The sequence below is a fragment of the Pseudomonas sp. MPB23 genome (genome assembly GCF_046605395.1).
Classification (GTDB): Bacteria; Pseudomonadota; Gammaproteobacteria; order Pseudomonadales; family Pseudomonadaceae; genus Aquipseudomonas.
In genome coordinates, this window is sequence record NZ_CP176771.1 from 6,091,156 (window position 1) to 6,110,566 (window position 19,411).

27 protein-coding genes are annotated in these 19,411 nt (G+C 59.7%); 5 read left to right on the forward strand and 22 right to left on the reverse strand.

The genetic code is table 11. The features are described 5' to 3' along the window. Window positions 1-2 precede the first annotated feature (2 nt). Together ACLH0J_RS27695 and tsaA are read left to right on the forward strand one after the other, a co-directional pair. Window positions 3-464 (forward strand): DUF1456 family protein, encoded by a 462-nt coding sequence (locus ACLH0J_RS27695; protein ID WP_010563458.1) that lies wholly within the window; start codon window positions 3-5, stop codon window positions 462-464. Between the two features lie 3 nt (window positions 465-467). Beyond that, window positions 468-1,163 (forward strand): tRNA (N6-threonylcarbamoyladenosine(37)-N6)-methyltransferase TrmO, encoded by a 696-nt coding sequence (tsaA, locus tag ACLH0J_RS27700; RefSeq protein WP_411389936.1) that lies wholly within the window; start codon window positions 468-470, stop codon window positions 1,161-1,163. A gap of 117 nt (window positions 1,164-1,280) precedes the next feature. Here the strand turns inward: tsaA and fpr are convergent, their stop codons facing one another. Next, a complete protein-coding gene (gene fpr / locus ACLH0J_RS27705; protein ID WP_411389937.1) occupies window positions 1,281-2,060 on the reverse strand; it encodes a ferredoxin-NADP reductase in 780 nt (259 codons plus the stop codon). 124 nt (window positions 2,061-2,184) lie between these two features. Between fpr and ACLH0J_RS27710 the strand changes: the two genes are divergently transcribed. Continuing rightward, window positions 2,185-3,111, forward strand: coding sequence for a LysR family transcriptional regulator (locus ACLH0J_RS27710; protein ID WP_411389938.1), 927 nt, complete (start codon window positions 2,185-2,187; stop codon window positions 3,109-3,111). Between the two features lie 3 nt (window positions 3,112-3,114). On the opposite strand, the gene ACLH0J_RS27715 is transcribed toward ACLH0J_RS27710, so the two are convergent. The 3 genes from ACLH0J_RS27715 to ACLH0J_RS27725 form a co-directional block, all read right to left on the reverse strand. Then, window positions 3,115-3,477, reverse strand: a complete 363-nt coding sequence (locus tag ACLH0J_RS27715; RefSeq protein WP_247402908.1) for a diacylglycerol kinase — start codon at window positions 3,475-3,477, stop codon at window positions 3,115-3,117. A gap of 75 nt (window positions 3,478-3,552) precedes the next feature. Then, window positions 3,553-4,203, reverse strand: coding sequence for a response regulator transcription factor ErdR (erdR, locus tag ACLH0J_RS27720; RefSeq protein ID WP_411389939.1), 651 nt, complete (start codon window positions 4,201-4,203; stop codon window positions 3,553-3,555). Window positions 4,204-4,457: 254 nt separating this feature from the next. Further along, complete coding sequence (locus tag ACLH0J_RS27725; protein ID WP_411389940.1) at window positions 4,458-5,177, reverse strand: tRNA-uridine aminocarboxypropyltransferase; 720 nt, start codon at window positions 5,175-5,177, stop codon at window positions 4,458-4,460. Window positions 5,178-5,354: 177 nt separating this feature from the next. On the opposite strand from ACLH0J_RS27725, the gene ACLH0J_RS27730 reads away from it, so the two are divergent. Then, window positions 5,355-5,795 (forward strand): PA3611 family quorum-sensing-regulated virulence factor, encoded by a 441-nt coding sequence (locus tag ACLH0J_RS27730; protein WP_308583034.1) that lies wholly within the window; start codon window positions 5,355-5,357, stop codon window positions 5,793-5,795. A gap of 377 nt (window positions 5,796-6,172) precedes the next feature. Further along, the gene (locus ACLH0J_RS27735; RefSeq protein ID WP_411389941.1) at window positions 6,173-7,285 is read left to right on the forward strand and encodes a TIGR00730 family Rossman fold protein; all 1,113 of its coding nucleotides are present in this window, start codon (window positions 6,173-6,175) and stop codon (window positions 7,283-7,285) included. A gap of 64 nt (window positions 7,286-7,349) precedes the next feature. Here ACLH0J_RS27735 and recX read toward each other — a convergent pair whose 3' ends face one another. The 18 genes from recX to ACLH0J_RS27825 form a co-directional block, all read right to left on the reverse strand. Beyond that, a complete protein-coding gene (gene recX, locus ACLH0J_RS27740; protein WP_411389942.1) occupies window positions 7,350-7,817 on the reverse strand; it encodes a recombination regulator RecX in 468 nt (155 codons plus the stop codon). Window positions 7,818-7,825: 8 nt separating this feature from the next. Then, window positions 7,826-8,884, reverse strand: coding sequence for a recombinase RecA (gene recA, locus ACLH0J_RS27745; RefSeq protein WP_003172169.1), 1,059 nt, complete (start codon window positions 8,882-8,884; stop codon window positions 7,826-7,828). A gap of 83 nt (window positions 8,885-8,967) precedes the next feature. Then, window positions 8,968-9,468 carry a CinA family protein gene (locus ACLH0J_RS27750; RefSeq protein WP_411389943.1) on the reverse strand — a complete coding sequence of 167 codons (501 nt, stop codon included), beginning with the start codon at window positions 9,466-9,468 and terminating at the stop codon, window positions 8,968-8,970. Window positions 9,469-9,610: 142 nt separating this feature from the next. Beyond that, window positions 9,611-10,168 (reverse strand): glycoside hydrolase family 19 protein, encoded by a 558-nt coding sequence (locus ACLH0J_RS27755; protein WP_411389944.1) that lies wholly within the window; start codon window positions 10,166-10,168, stop codon window positions 9,611-9,613. A 23-nt stretch (window positions 10,169-10,191) separates the two neighbouring features. Beyond that, window positions 10,192-11,202 (reverse strand): phage late control D family protein, encoded by a 1,011-nt coding sequence (locus ACLH0J_RS27760; RefSeq protein WP_411389945.1) that lies wholly within the window; start codon window positions 11,200-11,202, stop codon window positions 10,192-10,194. 9 nt (window positions 11,203-11,211) lie between these two features. Next, complete coding sequence (locus ACLH0J_RS27765) at window positions 11,212-11,424, reverse strand: tail protein X (RefSeq protein WP_411389946.1); 213 nt, start codon at window positions 11,422-11,424, stop codon at window positions 11,212-11,214. Continuing rightward, a complete protein-coding gene (locus ACLH0J_RS27770) occupies window positions 11,417-11,800 on the reverse strand; it encodes a phage tail protein (RefSeq protein WP_411389947.1) in 384 nt (127 codons plus the stop codon). The genes ACLH0J_RS27765 and ACLH0J_RS27770 overlap by 8 nt, the downstream gene beginning before the upstream one ends. Beyond that, a complete protein-coding gene (locus tag ACLH0J_RS27775) occupies window positions 11,800-12,876 on the reverse strand; it encodes a hypothetical protein (protein ID WP_411389948.1) in 1,077 nt (358 codons plus the stop codon). Before ACLH0J_RS27775 ends, ACLH0J_RS27770 begins: the two co-directional genes overlap by 1 nt. A gap of 6 nt (window positions 12,877-12,882) precedes the next feature. Further along, the gene (locus ACLH0J_RS27780; protein ID WP_010212704.1) at window positions 12,883-13,008 is read right to left on the reverse strand and encodes a hypothetical protein; all 126 of its coding nucleotides are present in this window, start codon (window positions 13,006-13,008) and stop codon (window positions 12,883-12,885) included. After that, a complete protein-coding gene (locus ACLH0J_RS27785; protein WP_411389949.1) occupies window positions 13,005-13,577 on the reverse strand; it encodes a phage tail assembly protein in 573 nt (190 codons plus the stop codon). Before ACLH0J_RS27785 ends, ACLH0J_RS27780 begins: the two co-directional genes overlap by 4 nt. Before the next feature lie 50 nt (window positions 13,578-13,627). Beyond that, window positions 13,628-14,134: a phage major tail tube protein gene (locus tag ACLH0J_RS27790; RefSeq protein WP_411389950.1), complete on the reverse strand. Its 507-nt coding sequence runs from the start codon at window positions 14,132-14,134 to the stop codon at window positions 13,628-13,630. Further along, window positions 14,134-15,300 carry a phage tail protein gene (locus ACLH0J_RS27795; protein WP_411389951.1) on the reverse strand — a complete coding sequence of 389 codons (1,167 nt, stop codon included), beginning with the start codon at window positions 15,298-15,300 and terminating at the stop codon, window positions 14,134-14,136. The genes ACLH0J_RS27790 and ACLH0J_RS27795 overlap by 1 nt, the downstream gene beginning before the upstream one ends. Before the next feature lie 2 nt (window positions 15,301-15,302). Beyond that, window positions 15,303-15,494 (reverse strand): hypothetical protein, encoded by a 192-nt coding sequence (locus ACLH0J_RS27800; RefSeq protein WP_078833459.1) that lies wholly within the window; start codon window positions 15,492-15,494, stop codon window positions 15,303-15,305. Window positions 15,495-15,586: 92 nt separating this feature from the next. Continuing rightward, window positions 15,587-16,012 (reverse strand): phage tail assembly chaperone, encoded by a 426-nt coding sequence (locus ACLH0J_RS27805; RefSeq protein ID WP_411389952.1) that lies wholly within the window; start codon window positions 16,010-16,012, stop codon window positions 15,587-15,589. 11 nt (window positions 16,013-16,023) lie between these two features. Then, complete coding sequence (locus ACLH0J_RS27810) at window positions 16,024-17,454, reverse strand: phage tail protein (protein ID WP_411389953.1); 1,431 nt, start codon at window positions 17,452-17,454, stop codon at window positions 16,024-16,026. Then, a complete protein-coding gene (locus ACLH0J_RS27815) occupies window positions 17,455-18,084 on the reverse strand; it encodes a phage tail protein I (protein WP_411389954.1) in 630 nt (209 codons plus the stop codon). It lies immediately after the preceding gene. Then, window positions 18,081-19,076, reverse strand: coding sequence for a baseplate J/gp47 family protein (locus ACLH0J_RS27820; protein ID WP_411389955.1), 996 nt, complete (start codon window positions 19,074-19,076; stop codon window positions 18,081-18,083). Before ACLH0J_RS27820 ends, ACLH0J_RS27815 begins: the two co-directional genes overlap by 4 nt. Continuing rightward, window positions 19,073-19,405 carry a phage baseplate protein gene (locus ACLH0J_RS27825; protein ID WP_321142776.1) on the reverse strand — a complete coding sequence of 111 codons (333 nt, stop codon included), beginning with the start codon at window positions 19,403-19,405 and terminating at the stop codon, window positions 19,073-19,075. Before ACLH0J_RS27825 ends, ACLH0J_RS27820 begins: the two co-directional genes overlap by 4 nt. Between the last annotated feature and the right edge of the window lie 6 nt (window positions 19,406-19,411).

Below are 19,411 nucleotides of genomic sequence, written 5' to 3' on the forward strand. Positions count from 1 at the left end.
CCATGATTCACAATGACGTACTGCGCAGCGTGCGCTACATGCTCGACATCAGCGACAACAAGATGGTCGAGATCATCAAGCTCGGCGGCATGGACGTGAGCAAGGAAGACCTGCTGACTTACCTCAAGAAAGACGAGGAAGAAGGCTTCGTGTTTTGCCCGGACGAGGTCATGGCCCACTTCCTCGACGGCCTTGTGATGTTCAAGCGCGGCAAGGACGAAAGCCGTCCGCCGCAGCCGATCGAAACCCCGGTGACCAACAACATCATCCTCAAGAAGCTGCGCGTGGCCTTCGAATTGAAGGAAGACGACATGCACGCCATCCTCAAGGCCGCCGAGTTCCCGGTGTCCAAGCCTGAACTGAGCGCGCTGTTCCGCAAGTTCGGCCACACCAACTACCGCACGTGTGGCGACCAGTTGCTGCGTAATTTCCTCAAGGGCCTGACCCTGCGGGTTCGTGCGTAAGCCATGAGTTATCAGGTCTCACCCGTCGGCTTTGTGCGCTCCTGCTTCAAGGAGAAGTTCGCCATCCCGCGCCAGCCGCAACTGGCGCCCGCCGCCCGGGGCGTGCTGGAACTGGTGGCGCCGTTCGACCAGGGTGAGGCGGTGCAGGGCCTGGAACAGGTCAGCCATGTATGGCTGCTGTTTCTGTTTCACCAGGCCCTGGAAGACAAGCCGCGCCTCAAAGTGCGCCCGCCACGCCTGGGCGGCAACACGTCCATGGGCGTGTTCGCTACCCGCGCGACTCATCGCCCCAACGGCATTGGCCAGTCAGTGGTCAAGCTGGACAAGGTGGAGCCGGGCCGATTGTGGATTTCCGGGATCGATTTGCTCGACGGCACACCGGTGCTGGATATCAAGCCGTATGTGCCCTATGCCGACATCATCGACACGGCCATCAACAGCATCGCCAGCGCTGCGCCGCAGCTGATTGCGGTGCAGTGGCTGAAGACGGCGCTGCAGCAGGCACAAGGCCATGCCCAGCGTCTTGGCGAGCCATTGGTGGCGTTGATCGATCAGTGTCTGGCGCAGGATCCGCGGCCGGCGTACCAGACGCCCGGGCCTGAGCGCGAATATGGGGCGCAGTTCTGGGATGTGGATGTGCGCTGGCACTATCCAGAGGCGGGCGTCATCTGTGTGCTTGAAGTGATTGCAGCTGAATAAACCGAAAACCAATGTGGGAGGGCGCTTGCTCCCGATAGCGGCGGGTCAGTCAACGGATGCATTGACTGACACTCAGCAATCGGGAGCAAGCCCCCTCCCACACTTTTTTGACCGCGCTTACTTCTCGACGAAGGCGCGCTCGATCAAGTAATCACCCGGCTCACGCATCCGTGGCGAAACTTTCAGGCCGAAGCTGTTCAACACTTCGCTGGTCTCGTCCAACATGCTTGGGCTGCCGCACAGCATGGCGCGGTCATCCTGGGGGTTGATCGGCGGCAGGCCGATGTCGCGGAACAGCTTGCCGCTGCGCATCAGGTCGGTCAGACGGCCCTGGTTTTGGAACGGCTCACGGGTCACGGTGGGGTAGTAGATCAACTTTTCACGCAGGGCCTCGCCGAAGAATTCGTTCTGCGGCAGGTGCTCGGTGATGAATTCGCGGTAAGCGACTTCGTTGACGTAACGCACGCCGTGGCACAGGATCACTTTTTCGAAGCGCTCGTAGGTTTCCGGGTCCTGGATCACGCTCATGAACGGCGCCAAACCAGTGCCGGTGCTGAGCAGGTACAGGTGTTTGCCCGGCTTCAAATCGTCAAGCACCAGAGTGCCTGTCGGTTTTTTGCTGATGATGATCTCGTCGCCTTCCTTCAAATGCTGCAATTGGGAAGTCAGCGGGCCATCCGGCACCTTGATGCTGAAGAACTCCAGATGCTCTTCCCAGTTCGGGCTGGCAATGGAGTAAGCGCGCATGAGCGGGCGGCCATTGGGCTGTTGCAGGCCGATCATCACGAACTGACCGTTCTCGAAGCGCAAACCCGGATCGCGGGTGCACTTGAAGCTGAACAGAGTGTCGTTCCAGTGATGAACACTGAGGACACGCTCGTGGTTCATGTTGCTCATGTACGGGGGACTCCTGGAGATGGGTCTGCGCCAAAGATGAGGCGCGCAATTGCACAGCATTCTAATGGCGGCGACAATATCTGTTAACTGGATTATTAAGATAAGGGTTATCGGTTATATCGATATGCGATTTACTCTCCGTCAACTGCAAGTCTTCGTCGCCGTCGCCCAGCAGGAAAGCGTCTCACGCGCTGCTGGCCTTCTGGCCTTATCTCAATCCGCCGCCAGCACATCGATTACCGAGCTGGAGCGTCAATCCAGCTGCCAATTGTTCGACCGCGCCGGTAAACGCCTGAGCCTCAACGCCCTTGGCCGTCAACTGTTGCCCCAGGCCGTGGCGCTGCTGGACCAGGCCAAGGAAATCGAAGACCTGCTCAACGGCAAGTCCGGCTTTGGTTCCCTGGCGGTCGGCGCCACCCTGACCATCGGCAATTACCTGGCCACGCTGCTGATCGGCAGCTTCATGCAGCAACACCCCGAAAGCCAAGTGAAGCTGCATGTGCAGAACACTGCGCATATCGTGCACCAGGTGGCGCACTACGAAATTGACCTAGGTCTAATCGAAGGTGACTGCAGCCACCCGGACATCGAGGTGCAGACCTGGGTGGAAGATGAGCTGGTGGTGTTTTGCGCGCCGCAGCATCACCTGGCCAAGCGCGGCGTGGCCAGCATGGAGGAGCTGACTCATGAGGCGTGGATCTTGCGCGAACAAGGCTCGGGGACGCGCCTGACGTTTGACCAGGCCATGCGCCATCACCGCAGTGCGCTGAATATCCGCCTCGAGCTGGAACACACCGAGGCGATCAAGCGTGCAGTGGAGTCGGGTTTGGGCATTGGCTGTATTTCGCGCCTGGCGCTGCGCGACGCGTTTCGGCGTGGCAGCCTGGTGCCGGTGGAAACCCCGGAGCTGGACCTGGCCCGGCAGTTCTACTTCATCTGGCATAAACAGAAGTACCAGACCTCGGCCATGCGCGAGTTCCTGGAGCTGTGCCGCGCTTTCACCGCTGGGGTTCAGCGCAGCGATGAAATCGTGCTGCCCAGTATTGCCTGAGCCTTAGATCAGGATCACGGCCCACACCAGGGCGATCATGGTCAGTGCCACGAATTGCGCGGCGCTGCCCATGTCCTTGGCGTTTTTCGACAAGGGGTGGCGGTCCAGGGAAATGCGATCGATCGCCGCCTCTACCGCCGAATTGAGCAATTCAACGATCAAGGCCAGCAGGCACACGGCAATCAGCAGTGCCCGCTCCACCCGGCTGACGTGCAGGAAAAAACTCAGCGGGATCAGGATAACGTTGAGCAACACCAACTGGCGGAACGCCGCCTCGCCCGTGAAGGCCGCGCGCAAGCCATCCAGGGAATAACCCCCTGCATTGAAGATACGTTTGATACCGGTTTGACCCTTGAAAGGCGACATAGATGTAGGCAACTGAACCAAAGAAGTGGGGAAACTAGATCACGCCAAGTCAAAAAAGCGTGAATCGTTAACAGCTCAATGCTGCGAAATTGACTCAAGTTGTTGCAAGAGCAGCGCCGCCTGGGTGCGGGTACGCACGCCCAGCTTGCGGAAGATGGCCGTTACATGCGCCTTGATAGTCGCCTCCGACACGCTCAGTTCGTAAGCGATCTGCTTGTTCAACAACCCTTCGCAGACCATGGTCAGTACCCGGAACTGCTGGGGTGTCAGGCTGGCCAGGCCATCACGGGCAGTCTTGGCCTCTTGGGACACGTTGATGTCTTCAAACGCCTGTGGCGGCCAGGACACATCGCCATTCAACACTTTGCGCACGGCGTTCTGGATGTCCTCCATGGAGCTGGACTTGGGAATAAAACCGCTGGCGCCGAACTCCTTGGAGCGCACCACCACGTCGGCTTCTTCCTGGGCCGAGACCATCACCACGGGGATTTGCGGGTACTGCCCGCGCAACAGCACCAGCCCCGAGAAACCGTAGGCACCGGGCATGTTCAGGTCGAGCAGTACCAAGTCCCAATCGGATTTTTCGGTGAGGCGGGTTTCCAACTCGGCAATGCTGGCTACTTCGACCAAGCGGACATTCGGGCCAAGGCCCAAGGTCACCGCCTGATGCAGCGCACTGCGAAACAACGGGTGGTCATCGGCTATCAGGATTTCGTATGTGGCCATTGATTAAATGATCCTGGTTTTTATGGCAGCCCTGACGGGGTTCAGGGCTCGCCATTACACAAGACGACGGCCAGGCAGCCATCGCGACAGGGTACGTTCAACGTCAAAAGCACTTTAAACGACGTCAGAAAATTCACGGTTGTACCCCAATCGGCGCCCAGCATGCCCAGCGCAGCCTGGAGGGTCAAGCACTACGCCCACGGGCATTTTAGCGAGCGACCGATTTAAAGTGCCATCATGCAAACGTCGCCTGGTTATACCGCCGGTATATAGGGTGCCAGACGAGTATGGACGATATCCTCCGGGTGCAGGGGCTGTTGGAATTTGGCGGCCAGATAATGGGTGCTGAATACATCAAGGTAAGCATCCAACACTTCGCTGGCAGTGCCGTCGCCGGCCAGTTCCAGGCACAACGCAGCGACTTCGGCGGTGCAAAAATGATCATCACGCTTGGAGCGGCGCAGTTTGTAGCGCGAGAGCTGCTCGGGCGCCAGGCTCAATACCGGCAAATGCTCCAAATAGGGGCTTTTACGGAACATCTTGCGCGCCTCGCTCCAAGTACCATCCAACAGGATAAACAAAGGGCGCTTACCCTCATCCACCATCACCGTACTGACGACACGCTCGGGGGCCACGAATTCACCCGGAAACACGATGTAGGGCTGCCACTGCGGGTCAGCGAGCAGCGTGAGCAAATCAGGGTCGACGTCGGTGCGCGACCAGGCGAAGGCCGTGGTGTCGTCGATCACATCGGCGATCAACCAGCCCGTGTTGCTGGGCTTCATGGGTTCGACGTCGTGCATCAGCAGGCACATGGCGGACCTAGCCTGGACTTTGGGCCGCCAGGCGCATAGGCAGTATTCAGGGATGACCCGACAGCCGGAACAGCGTTCGGCGCGGGAGCCTCGATTGAGGAAGGGCCTCAAGGCCCTTGCCAGGCGCTGGGTACGCAGGCGGGAGACGGCGTGGCTCATTGGATGCGCCGCAGAAACGGGTAAATCGACACGGAAAAAACTCGTGGAAGACGGAAGTCGCCGCAGTTTACCAGCGATACGCCTGGCTGTAGTGCCAAGGGGTCACCTATAATCGCGCGCCACTGAACGCACAGCGCAGTGGCTGGTCTATGCACCAAACCGAATCAGGAGAATTTAATGCTGCGTTCCATGTTGCGTCTTGTCGCCCCGTCCGTCGCCCTTGCGCTGCTTCTGCCCGTGGGCGCCCAGGCGGCCTCGCTGCTGGAGGCCCAAATGAACAGGAAGCTGCAAAGCGTCGCAGCTGAAAGCAACAAGGACCTGCCTCGGGAAATCGACGAAAAAACCCTGGAAGTGGCCTACACCGTTGAAGGTATGCAACTGATCGATCACCTGAGCGTCATGCCTGACCGCGCCGAAAAAATGCGCGCCAACCCCAAGGCGGTGTACTTCCAACTGGGGCAAGCCGTCTGCCTGAACAGCGGCTATCGCGAGCTGATGGCCAAAGGCGCGGTGATGCGCTATGAAATCACCGAGAACAAAACCAACCGTCCTGTGGCGTCGGTGAAGTTCATCGAAGCGGACTGCCCGGCGCCGGCTGCACAGAAGAAGAAAAAGTAATCATCGCCTGACCTTCGCGCGCGGCTGTCCAGCGGCGCGCACTCCTCCGCTGTCACTTCTGCCGCAAACCATTGAACGCCTCTTTGAGTAAACGATAAGCGGTTGCCAGCCAAGGGGTTTTCGGACCATGATCGAGTCATTCCAGCCGCCCGTTCACAATGGTTTCCACGCCGTCCTGTAACATTTTCAGGGCAAAAGAGGGTTGTCCTCCTGCGACGTGCAGTGCAAAAGTTTTTAAATCACAAGGAACATACAGAGCCCGTTCGCCGCCTGGCGAACACGTGCAATGCCTTGGGCATGCAGCGACACATGCAGTGTCGTGGCCCCGGACGAATCTCTCGCCGCCGGCCCAGTCTCTGTGAAGAAGGAGAAGTTGAATGCCTTACGAACCGAATGACAGCCTGCCCCGGTATTTTGAAGAAAATGGGGCCGACCTCACGCAGCAGGTCGAAACTCAACTCCAGCTAATCGCTCCCAATAGCCCGAATATCCCCTTGTATCGCGACATGATCCTCACCGTGCTGCGCATGGCCCAGGACGACCGCGACCGTTGGAACGCCAAAATCACCTTGCGGGCCATCCGCGAACTGGATTACGCCTTTCGCGTACTGGAGCAGTTCAAGGGTCGGCGCAAGGTCACCGTGTTCGGCTCGGCCCGCACCCCGGTAGAAAGCCCACTGTACGTCCTGGCCCGTGAAGTGGGTGCCGCACTGGCGCGCTCGGACCTGATGGTCATCACCGGCGGCGGCGGCGGCATCATGGCCGCGGCTCACGAAGGCGCAGGCCTGGAACACAGCTTGGGCTTCAACATTACCCTGCCATTTGAACAGCATGCCAACGCGACCATTGACGGTAGCGAGAACCTGTTGTCCTTCCACTTCTTCTTTATCCGCAAACTGTTCTTCGTCAAGGAAGCCGATGCGCTGGTGCTGTGCCCAGGCGGTTTCGGCACCCTGGATGAAGCCCTGGAAGTCCTGACCCTGGTCCAGACCGGCAAGAGCCCCTTGGTGCCAGTGGTGCTGCTGGATGCACCAGGTGGCGGTTTCTGGCAGGGCGCCCTGGACTTTATCCGCAATCAGCTGGAAGCCAATCGCTACATCCTGCCAACCGACCTCAAGCTGGTGCGGCTGGTGTACAGCGCGGAAGAAGCCGTGGAGGAGATCAACCAGTTTTATGCCAACTTCCACTCCACGCGCTGGTTGAAACGCGAGTTTGTGGTGCGCATGAATCACCCGCTCAGTGATCGGGCACTGGCTTATTTGCAAAGCGAGTTTGCCAGCCTGCGGCTCAGTGGTGAGTTCCAGCAGCTTGCCTATACCGGTGAAGAGCATGATGAGCCGCGGTTCAGCCATTTGACGCGGCTGGTGTTCAACTTCAATGGGCGGGATCAGGGCCGGTTGCGGGAGTTGGTGGATTACATCAACTTGCCGGAGAACTGGGCGCAGGCTGAGGGGAAAACGCAGCAGCGGGCGGCGCCAGAACCGGCGTGATTTTGAAGCAAAAAAAGGCCCGCTATTTTCATAGCGAGCCTTTTTGGTATGGCTGTCCTGCAACTCAGTCGTCCATATCCCGGCCGCTGAACAAACGACTGATCATCTCCATCGAAAATCCGCGATAACTCAGAAATCGCCCTTGCTTCGCACGTTCCTTGGCATCAATGGGTAGATGACCAGAGAACTTTCGACGCCAAGTGTCTTCCAACTGCGCCTGCCAACTGATACCGCATTCATGCAGGGCAAGATCGATATCGGCGCGTTGCAGGCCACGCTGGCTCAGCTCATCGCGAATCCGCGCGGGGCCGTAGCCGGAGCGCGCACGGTAAGACACAAAACTTTCGAGGTAACGGGCTTCGGACAACAGCCCTTCTTCGGTCAAACGGTCGAGGGCGGTTTCGATCATCTCGGGCTCCGCACCGCGCTGACGCAGCTTACGCGTCAGCTCGACTCGACCATGCTCACGGCGAGCGAGCAGGTCCATCGCAGTGCGCCGAACGGCGACGAGTGTATCCAGTACAACAGTCATCGTTTGCTTCAGATATCAGTGTCGGCTTCTTCCACTTCTTCAACCGGCTCACGGTTGGCGGTAGCTTTCACGTCAGGTGCCGGAGTCAGCAGCTTGTCGCGAATCTGCTTCTCAAGCGTGGCAGCGATATCCGGGTTGTCCGCCAGGAACTTGGCCGAGTTGGCCTTGCCTTGGCCGATCTTGCTGCCGTTGTAGGCATACCAGGCACCGGATTTCTCGACAAAACCGTGCAATACGCCCAGGTCGATCATCTCGCCGTTCAGGTAGATACCCTTGCCGTAAAGAATCTGGAATTCGGCCTGACGGAAAGGCGGAGCCACTTTGTTCTTCACGACTTTAACGCGGGTTTCGCTACCCACCACCTCGTCACCTTCCTTCACCGCACCGGTACGGCGGATGTCCAGACGGACCGAAGCGTAGAACTTCAGGGCGTTACCACCGGTGGTGGTTTCCGGGCTGCCGAACATCACACCGATCTTCATACGGATCTGGTTGATGAAGATCACCAGGCAGTTGGCGTTCTTGATGTTACCGGTGATTTTACGCAGCGCCTGGGACATCAGACGGGCTTGCAGGCCCACGTGCATGTCGCCCATTTCGCCTTCGATTTCAGCCTTGGGCACCAGGGCCGCCACGGAGTCGACCACGATCACGTCGATGGCGTTGGAGCGCACCAGCATGTCGGTGATTTCCAGGGCTTGCTCGCCAGTGTCCGGCTGGGAAACCAGCAGGTCGTCAACGTTGACGCCCAGCTTGCCGGCGTATTCAGGGTCCAGGGCGTGCTCGGCGTCGACGAACGCACAGGTGGCGCCCATTTTTTGCGCTTGGGCAATCACCGACAGCGTCAGGGTGGTTTTACCGGAAGATTCAGGACCGTAGATTTCAACGATACGGCCTTTTGGCAGGCCGCCAATGCCGAGCGCGATGTCCAGACCCAGAGAGCCAGTGGAAATAGCCGGGATCGCCTGACGGTCGTGATCGCCCATACGCATTACGGCACCTTTGCCGAATTGACGTTCGATCTGACCCAGGGCCGCAGCCAAGGCTTTCTTCTTGTTGTCGTCCATTAAAGTCCTCACGTAATCAATAAGGCCTGGCGGCCAACACCTGTATAAGTAGACAGTATTGTTCCACAAAGATCGGAGATCGCCTACCCCTGATTTTCTATTTCTGCTGCAGCTCGTCGCAACAAGCCCTCTAGCGCGGCCGTTACCGTTTGTCGGCGGACCTCCTCGCGGTTGCCGGAGAACTGCTGGCGCTCGGCCGTGACCTCGTCACCCACACCGAATGCGAGCCACACCGTGCCCACCGGTTTGTCCGGCGAACCGCCATCGGGGCCGGCCACACCGCTGACCGCCACGGCGAAGCGCGCCAGGCTTTTTTCCTGGGCGCCTCTGACCATGGCCTCCACCACCTCACGGCTGACGGCGCCGACAGTGCCGAACAGTGCTTCCGGCACATTCAATTGGCGAGTCTTCTGCCGATTGGAATAGGTGACATATCCCGCCTCGAACCAGGCCGAACTGCCCGGTATCCGCGTGATGGCTTCGGCGATACCGCCGCCGGTACAGGATTCGGCGGTAGTGACATGGGCATTGAGCACCTGTAGACGGCGACCCAGTTCAGCGGCAAGTTGAGTGATTTCCTTCACGGTCGTCTCCTGGAGTGGGCGGGCATTTGCCTACCCTACAGGAGCCCATCGGCCATGCAAATCGCCGGCGCCGAGCTGTCGCTCCAGGGCCTGCCGCTTATGGCCGCCATCAGCAGACAAATACCCACGACACGGAATGCGCCTAGGCAACGCCCAACACCGCCTTCGCCCGCGCCCATAACCGCAAGCGATCCTCCAGCCCATTCAGCCCACCATTGATACGCCGCGTGATGACCGTGAACTGCCCCTTGTCGGCCAACTCATTCAAGCCATTGCTGTGCCAGAACCAGGCGGCCGACTCACATGCCCATTGTGGTTGCTCCAGCAGTTCCGGCCGCTGCAACAAACGCTCATCACCGAACAGCGCCTGACTGCACGCCTGGTAGTTATGGCGTCCGGTGATCTGGATCAGGCCCCTGCCCCGGTACTTCTGACCGTCGCCATCGGCCTCAACGCTATTGCCCAAGCGAGCGGCCAACAGACCCGTGTCGTATTTGCTCAAGTACTGATCACTGCCCAGTTCGCGCACGTAGCGCAGTTCACTGGATTCGTGGCCGGCTTGAGCGAGGAAGGCGGCAGCGCGCCGTGCGCTGTTAATCTCGTAGCGCGTAAACGCCAGATTTAAAGCGGGCAAAAAAACACCCGCATTAAGGCGGGCGCCCGGCATGATTTGAGTCAGTTGAGGCAGTGTAATCACCATCGGTTTCATCCTGAAAAAAAACGCTACGTCGACAACCCACCCGCCGTGATCGAACTGCGATACCCCGTCACCGGATCGCCCACATTCACCACCTTGGTAATTGACCAGCGCCCCTGCATGTAGGAAGGCCACGTCTCGTCCAGCCGCAATAGCCCTTCGGCAGCCAGCAGCGGGTTGCCGGGGCAGTCGATCAACAGTTCCAAGCCTTCACGCCCCACGCGGCGTAATTCAGCTTCGGCGACGGCGCGGGCTTCCACCTCGTTCTGACAGCGCTGCCGCAACGTCTTGAAGGGTGCAACGCCAACCTGAACCACACGCTGGCGCGCCCCCGCCACATCCCACCAAGTGACGCGGCAGCCTTGATAGTTTGAACGGGTATTTTCGTTGAGCGTGGCGGTGATAAAGGCTTGGTCACCGGGGCGGTTGTCTTGGGTCACGGACAACTTCACCTCCGGCAGTTCCTGGAGGGACAACGTCTTGACTTGCCCGGCCTCAGCCAGCACGTACAGCTCGTTGAACGGCTTGGTGACCGCACAATAACGCTTGGCCAGACGCGTGATGAACGCCATATCGCTCTCGTTGGATTGGTCGATATGGGCAATCGCAATATCCTCCAGGGCGGGCGCCACACGCGGAGAAAAACCGTGGCGCACGACCATCTGGCGAAACAGCGCCCCCAGGGTCGTCGGCCCGTAACTGGCGGATCGACGTTGGCGGTAGCCGCTGGGGTCCACCCTGCTGAAAGGCGCAGCCGTCGCCACAATCATCAAGCGCATGGGAAACAGGGCCGGGGTTCGTTGGGTAATCGCGAATTCACCTTTTTCCACCAGCTCCGACTCTTTATAACCGACACGCAAACCGATCTTGCCGCTCATGCTGGGCAAGCCTTCAAGCCCCTCGATATTGAGGGTCAGCTCCAGCCGATCAGACTCGATGCCCGCCGCATCAGTGTGGCTCCAGTGCATGATGCGCTGATTGAGCAACGCCGCGTTGGCGCCGTAAAACTCCACAATGGGCGTAAATCCCTGTGCCATGCCGCCTCCTTAATCCCATGCCAGAACGGGGCGCACCGCCGCCGGGCGCGATTGCATTTCGGGCACGATCACCCATACGCCGGCCGGAAGCACCGGGCCGTATTCGGCAAGCGCGGGGTTCAAGCGCCAAAGGTTTTCTTCCGCGGCGTCATCGCAACGATCCAACTCGCGGTACAGCAGCAGGTTCACCGAATCACCGGCGATACTTCGTACTCTACGCATTGGTGAACTCCTCGAGTTCCAGGGTCCAGGCCACCACCATGGCCGTGCCGTCATCAATCACGCGGCTCTGGGTTTCCGCCACCACGTTGATCCGCCAAAGGCCCCAGTTACGGCCGATGCCGTCGACCAGAGGCAACGGCACCCGCAGATTCTGCAAGGCGCGCAAGTCATCCAGGCGCTGCATACCTACCGCGTACATGGCCGTGCCGCCGAAAATGAGCTTTTCCGATTTCTGCCCGTTCTGCCGCGACTGGGGCTTGCTGGCGATAATCGTCAGGTCTGCCCAGCCGCCATCGCTATTGCGGATCAACGAGGAGTAGGCAAAGTCCCGGGACAGACCGAATATAAAATCGCCCAACACCATTTGTTGTCGCATCAGTCACCTCCAGTGTCGGCCAGGGCCGCGTTGCGCCGGATGCCCAGGCTGTCCGTGACCATCGGCATGCATTGAAATTGCAGGGCCTGGATCACTTGGTTGACGACCTGCTGGGCATCGGCCGGGTTGACGCCCGTAATCTGAATATTCGGAGCAATCGTGATTTGAGCGTTGTCCGTCCGGGCGCTGTTGAGCTCTTTGCTCACGGCACCAGGAGCGGGAAGGCGATCGGTTGAGCCGAACAGTTTGTCGCCCAGCCATGCGCCCACCTCGCTACCGAGCAAGCCGCCGATTGCGCCGCCGACAGCGGTGCCGACGCCGGGGAAAATCATCGTACCGATGGCGGCTCCAGCCGAAGCGCCGGCCCACGCAGCGCCCGCCGTGCTCAGCCCTGTGCCGATGGCTTTTGCGTCGCCGTTGCGTGCGCCCTGGATCACGTCCATGGCGACAGCGGCATATTTCAGGGGGCCGAGCTTGCGGGCCGTCGCGGTAAACCCAGTGGTTTTGTTACTGGGACCTGAGGTTTTTTTTGAGGTTGAAAGCCCCGATGGGCGAGCGCGCTTCTTCGCGGCGGTGTTTCGTGGAGCAAAACGCTCGCGTCCGCGCAAGGTTTCGCTGATGCCCGTGCAACACGCGTCATTCCCCTTGCTGTCTTTTTTGAACAGTTCACCGACCACGGGAATCTTGCCAAGCGTCCCTTCAATGACCTTGTCCGAAACCTTGGTCCTGGCCGAGTCTGTCAAGCCCTCCCCCGCCCATTTGAGCGCCTGGACAAGTGGACTATCGGCTTCGGCGGCCGGGGCCTTGATCGAACGGCTCGGGTCGGACAACGCACTGTTGAGCGTCTCCAACGTTTCCCGCAAGCGCACTTGCCCCTGCGTCAAAGCGTTGATATCCACACTGAGTGTGGCCAACGTAGCGCCGAGCGTAACCTGCGGACCCGATGCAGCCTCCAGGCTTACAGGCGCCACAGCACTTGCGGAAAACGGGGCCAGCGCATTGCCCAGATCCGCCTCGCCGAACATCCAGCGCACGTCTTCCTGGACGAGCTTGATCCCATATTGAGTCTCTTGCATCCCGCTCTACTCCTGTTTGACGCCAAGGCGAGTGATCGCAATGTCGTAGCGGCGCAACGCTTTTGCGGCATCCCAATCGAGGATCTCCGCTTCATTCACCGAATACACCAGCGGCACCACATCGAGGATCACGTCGATGTCGCGTTGCGAAAGAAGGCCGCCGGTTGATTTAAAAAATCGTCGATGCGCTCCTGCAGCTCGGTCCAGTCGGGCACGGTCAGGCCGGCGAGGTCGGGGATCATCAGACCGGTGCAGTGGGCGGTGATGAACTCGGCGCGCTCTTTGTTGGTGGCGAGTTTTTTCATCACTTTGGTGGCACGCAGGGCGGGCATTTCCAGGGGCAGCGCAGTCAGGGAGCGGCCGGCGGCGTCGACGGGGAGCAGCAGTCGCACGGGCTGGTCGTGGGGGGATGGGTGGGACTCATCGAGGAAGAACGATGCAGGACGCGTCGACATCTCGTGTACGTATTGGGCGATGGTCACGTAGTCCGGGCGCTTGAGTTGGTCGAGTTCTTTTTCCGACAGGCCGGTGGCGAGTTTCGCCAGTTCAAAGAACTGATCGTCCTCGTCGTCACCGGCCCGGGCCAGCGCATCTTTTTGCGCGGCGTAAAACAACGGTTTGAGTTGAATCTGCTCGATCACCGCGCCAGTGTCGGCGGTGATCGGGGACAGCAGAATGTGCAGCGGTGGCATCCAGGCCATGGGGCAATTCCTTGGTGAAATAAAGGGGCGAGCAGGCCCGCCCCCGAGGGTTAAGGCATCAGCACGGCGCGACGGGCATCGCCGAGGATGTCGACGCCGTTGAGCACGAACTTCTGGGTACGCACGTCGATGTCGATCACCGAGATGCCGTTTTCCAGGCGGTTGTAGGTGCGGCAGGACAGCTCCAGGGTGGTGGTGGGTTTCTCGCCCATCTTCAGCGTGGTCTCGCTCAGAGACTTCAGCTTGCCGCCAACGGTGTGGTAGGTGAAATACGTCCTGCCGTCCTGGTCCTGGCCGGCCTCACGGACATTCAGCAGGATGTCCTCCCCCATGGTTACGCCCAGGGCAAGCATGATTTCCGGACCTGCGCCTTGCAGCTCCAGGGTCGCGTTCAACACCTTGGCGCTCTTGGCCATTTCTTCGCCGATGAAACGTCCGCCGGTCATCAACTCCATGTCGAAGTCGATCTTCGGTGGTGTGAACGAGTTGACCGTCGCGGACAACGGCAGGCCTTGAAGGGTGGCCGCAATGGCCTGTCTGACTCGATTGGTAAACATTAGAGAACGTCCTCCAGGAACTGCTCGATGATTTCATCGCGGGCGTTGAGTTGATAAACCATGTGTTCGTTCGGCGCGTAGCGGCCGTAGTCAATGACGATGAACCAGGTGCCGTTCTTGTACTTCTCGACACTGTTCAATTCCGGGTGCAGGTACACGCTGCCGCCGGGGATGGTTTCGTCGGCGACCAGGGTTTGCAGCCAGTCGTTGATGCGCTTGACCTCCTGATCCATAAAGGACTTGGTGAGGTTCTTGGCCATGGCTTTCTGGCCGGCCTTGACCAGCTTGCGGCTGATCGCATCTTCCAGGCCGACGTAACTGATGAACTTGCCGGTGATGGAACGGTTACCCAGCAACGAAAAGCCGCCGAGGATGGTGCGGGCGTAGTAGCTCACGCCGTAGCGGTTGAGCAGGTCGCCTTCGGTGGAGGTGTCGAGGATGTTGTACTCGACCACGCGGGAAACGTCCTCGGCGAACGTCACCTGGTTGCCTGGGCTTTCCCACTGCTTGACCTTGGCCAACGCCGCGATAGCCAGGGACGACGGCGCGAGGAACACGTTTTTCTTCGCCGCCCTGGAGTACACCGACGGCATGTTGTGCACCAGCAGGCACCGGTCAAAACCGAGGTCGGCACCGCCCAGTTCGCCGCTGTAGGTCACCTGGTCGGCGACCGATGCGTCCTTGCCATCCAGCACCACACGGGCCTTGATGCGCTTGCCGAAGGCCGCGAACTCGCCGGCCACGGCCTTGGTGCCGGTGAAGCCTGGGGCGCCGATGATGGTCAGGTCTTCGGGGACGCTGGCCAGTGCCGCCAGGCCCAGCTTGCGGCCGGTGACCGGCTCGTCGCCGCCGATCACGTTATTGATCGTGTCAGCGGGGGTGGCGCCCTCCTCCACGATCACCACGTAGACCGGCACCTTCACCACCTTGAGGATCTGGTACACCGCGTGGAACAACGTGCCGGTCTCGGCACCGGTCGGGTCCAGCAGCGCTTGGGTGGTGAAGCTGTTGATACGGAACGGGGCGTTTTTCGGAATCGACCCATGGGCGTTCGGCGCAGTGCCGACCAGGCCGATCACATTGTCACCGAGGCCACCCATGGCCTCGGGGGATTCGGTGGCATTCACGGTGATGCCGTTGTGCTCGAAGTTGAGGACTTCAGCCATGGTTAGTCAGCCTTCTTGGTAATGGCCTTTTTGGCCGGGGTTGCGTTGAAGACGCTGGTGAGTTCCAGACGTCCAGCGGTGCGCAGGGCGGTTGCTTCGACGTCCAGCAAGTCCAACTCCTGGCCGACGGAGGACCAATGTCCGGCGCCGGTGGGGAATGGGATGAGGACGGTGTAGGTTTGGCGGGTGGGCATAAGAGAGAATCTCCAGGCGAGAAAAAACCGCTAGGCGCGGTTTGGGATGAAGTTGTAAGCGGGAAAGAAAACGTTCCGCGATTGCAGGACGTTTATTCGGTTTGTTCCTTGACCCATGTCGGTTTGACTGGCCGATATTCGATATTCGGAAATTTGAGGGATTGCGGCCAATCCCGTAGCGCCTGGATGTAAACCAGCAGTTCTTTAAACTGCTCGCCTGAGAGCGTTGTATCAATGCCCATTTCCTGTTGATCACGGTGACGCTCACGCAACCACATAACCGAAGCCAGTTCGGCGTCACGCCATTCACGCTCAAATACAGTTGTATCGCGTTCTATTTGAGGTTCATCGACTAAGTAAGGAAGGCCGTTTTCATCATGGTTCCTTACTTTTCCAGATGCGGGATTTCCAATTACAGAACGGTACAACTCCTCGTTGATTTCAATCACATCGTCAGGAATATCAGTGTGCATTCCTTTCAGATAAGTGCTGCCGGTAGCTTTGCTATAAAGACGCACAGTAGATCCCCTTAGTGTCCGATTGCATGCCAATAAAACCCTTTTGGAACGCCGACCCCACCCACATAGTTCTGGATGTAAGCGTTAAAGCTGGGCGATGAAATACTGACAATTTGTGGACCGGAATCAATGTTACCGTCCACATCCGGGTTGATCGGTACAGCAACCAAAGAACGACAGGCCGTAGGGAACGCAAGCGGAAAAGGCACCGTCACTCGACCATCGAGCACCGTGGCGGAAGCCAGCCCCCATTGAACGATCAGCCCACCCAACCAGGTTGGAAACGCGATATAGCCGTTGGCGGCCAAGCTGATCGAAAATCCAAACCGTAGCTTTTTGGGCGTGACAATTACCGCGTCATTTACGCTGTCGAGCATCTGCGCATCAGAGGCGATCTTGGCCGTACCCTGATTCGTCTCGGTTGCCTGAGAGGCAAAAGTGACCAAAGCAGCGACATCAATATTTCCCTGATTGATTGGTGCGTTCCAAGCTTTGATGCACCACATCACTGCCAAATTGCGCGGACGGGTCTCATTTCCGCCCGTAGCTTCCACCCCGATAGCTGACAAAACACCTACCGTTTGATATCCGGGCGCCCCTAAACTTCCGCCGGCATAACTCCCATATTGCATTCGATGGGTATGGGACTTAAACAAATCCTCTTGCCAGCCGCCGATCATACGTCCGGCATCAACCCCACGCCCATGATCCCACCCGCGCAAAAACTCCCCACGCGATTCAGGCAATCGAAAATTCCCAACGCCTTCATCCCCCTTGTTGAAAGCAGTGCCCAGAAACTTCGCCAAGTCTGGATAAGCCGCGGCACTCTTGACACTGCCGTCAACTTCGAGAAAACCCGGCGGGATCTTGTCGACGGGAAACGCCACCATAGAACCCACCGGCAACGCCGAAGCCTTGGCAATCATCGCCTCAATCTCAGCCTTGGTATAAGTCCCCTTCGCCAACTGTTGCGCCAGGTAATCCATCACCCAAGCCCGAGTCGCCTTCACCACCGTGTCATCAATCAATAACGTCACGATCGCAGCATTACTCGTCTCAAAGATCGAGCGGATATAAAACTCTTTCCCCGACCCCGACGTCGCCAACACCGGCTTGTACGACTCCGGATATTTAACGACGGCATACAAGATCCCGGTATCCGTCCACAGCCCGGCTTCGCGTACATACCAACCGCCGACATCCGACGGAATGGTGACTTCGGCCATCAGCCAGTTGGCGTTTTTCTCGTCCTGGAACAGCGTGTTCAACGGACCGCGCCAGACTTCGCGCTTGAGCGCCTTGGCGCTGGCGTCGGGGTTGTAGACGGCGCCGTTGCCGTCGCCGACGGAGATCTGCGCCAGTTTGATGGGGATGCCGGCCGCCTTGCAGGCGGTTTCATAGGCGATTCCCGCGTTCGTGAGCAGGGTGTAATAGTCAGCCATTTAGTGCTCCTGTGGATAAAGGGTGGTGGTTTCGACGGTGTAGAGACCGGCCGCCATAAAGGCGCGACCCGAGGCCTCGACCCCTGCCAGCACGTTGGGATAAATCGTGGTCAGTTCGCCGCACAGTGTCGCCGCGCCGAGAAAGTGGCGGCCCGATGCGCTCAGGCCCACGGAGATCGACAGGATGTCGCGCTCGCTTTTGGCGTCGGCCAGGCGGCGGTCGAGTCGGGCGTCGATGGCTTCGCTGTAGGGCAATTCGGTCCAGGCCCGTACGGCAAAGCTGTAGGGCACGCCCGGCGGTTTCTGCTCATACCAGGCGCGCACTTCGGGGCTGAGTTGCAGGCCCTTGGCGGCGTTTTCCAGGGCCTGGCGAGTGCCGGCCTGGCGGGCGGTGGGCCAGGCGAGTTTGACAGTCAGGCGTTTCTCGACTTCAGGGGCCGTGGTGCTCCATTCGTTGACCGCGCGATCTGCCGCCAGGTAGGGCAAGAACGCCGACGGTGTGTGATCCGGGTCCATCAGCTCGGGAAACGGCGGCGTGACCCGTTCCAGCAAGTGGCCGAACCCCAGGTCCAGGGCCTTCTCCAGCGGTGAGCTGTTGGCGGGCAACAGGCTCGTTTTGGCTTCGCTCATAGCGTGCGCACCTCCACCTCGACGCCCGTGCAATACGGGGCCTGGAACGCCGTGCTGATGATCGGCTCCAGCGGTTCGAGAATCTGCAATTGCGCAGCGCCGGCGCTGTGGATGGCGTAGTCGATCCAGCTCGGGTCCACTCGGCCTTCCAGGCGATGACAGGAGTCGGCGTAGGTTTGCAGCAGTTGCTGCGCGGCCACTTGGGTCAAGCCCGAATCCGGCCCGGCATTGATCCTGGCTATTACGCGAATTTTGTAACGCTGAATCTGCGCGCCTTGGACGGTGACGAAATCTGTTTCCGGTCGTACATCAGGCCGTGCGAAATGTCGGCGTACGCCGTCAAGCAAATCGGCGGAAGCGCTGCCATCGCCATCCCTGGACAGCACGGTGACCATCACTTCGCCGGGGGCAGTGCGCCGCCCATTGCCGTCCTTGATCCGAGCCGCATAACCGTCCGGGTCAAAGGTGTAGCTGACGGTTACCACGCCCGACGTGGCGCTCTGCACCTTGACCGAGGGCCGCTCGCCAAGGGTGAACACTTCGCGCCGATACTGCATGCGCGAACCCGCCGCCGGCGCATGGGGCGCCAGGTAATAGCGCAGGCGTGCATCGTCGTCGCTTTCCAGGGTCGGCGGCACCGGCGGGAAAGCGGCCGGGTCACCGGGGTCGAGCACCTGGCGTTCCAGCCCCATATCGGCCAAGCGCGCATCCAGATTGCTGCCGGTGGCCCACCACGCCAGCATCTGCTTGATGCGGGCGTTGTACTTACGCTCGTGGGTTTGCAAGCGTACGCAAAACGCTTCCAGGGCCAGGGTCAGCAGTTCGCTTTCATTGTCGAGGCTGACCTTGAGTTTGGCCGCGCTTTGCGGTGCGCGGGTGGCGACGTAGTCGACGACAAACGCCTTGAACTCGGCCAGCAACGGCTCGAACGCGTCGACCGCAATAATCGCCGGTTCCGCCAGTTGGTTCTGGCCAGGGATCAACATGCTCATGTCACGACCTCGAAGGATTGTTGGCGGTTTTTCCAGGTGCCGGCAAAACGCAGCAACAAACCTGCGCCCTGGCGGGTGGCGACGATGACTTGGGGCTGGAAGTCGGCGATGCCGTTCTGGGTGTTGTAGAAAGCTTGCGCGGCGTGGCTCTGGGCGAGGATCAACAGGTCGTCGCCGAGGTTCTGGCCGAGCAGTTGCGGGATCATCGAGCCGTACAAGGGGCGCTTCTGGCGCGTGCCCACGGGGGTGGTCAGCGCTCGGGTGGCGCGCTGGACGAATTGCAGCCAGTCGTCGACGGCTGCCCCGGTGTTCCTATCGATTCCGATCATGGCAAA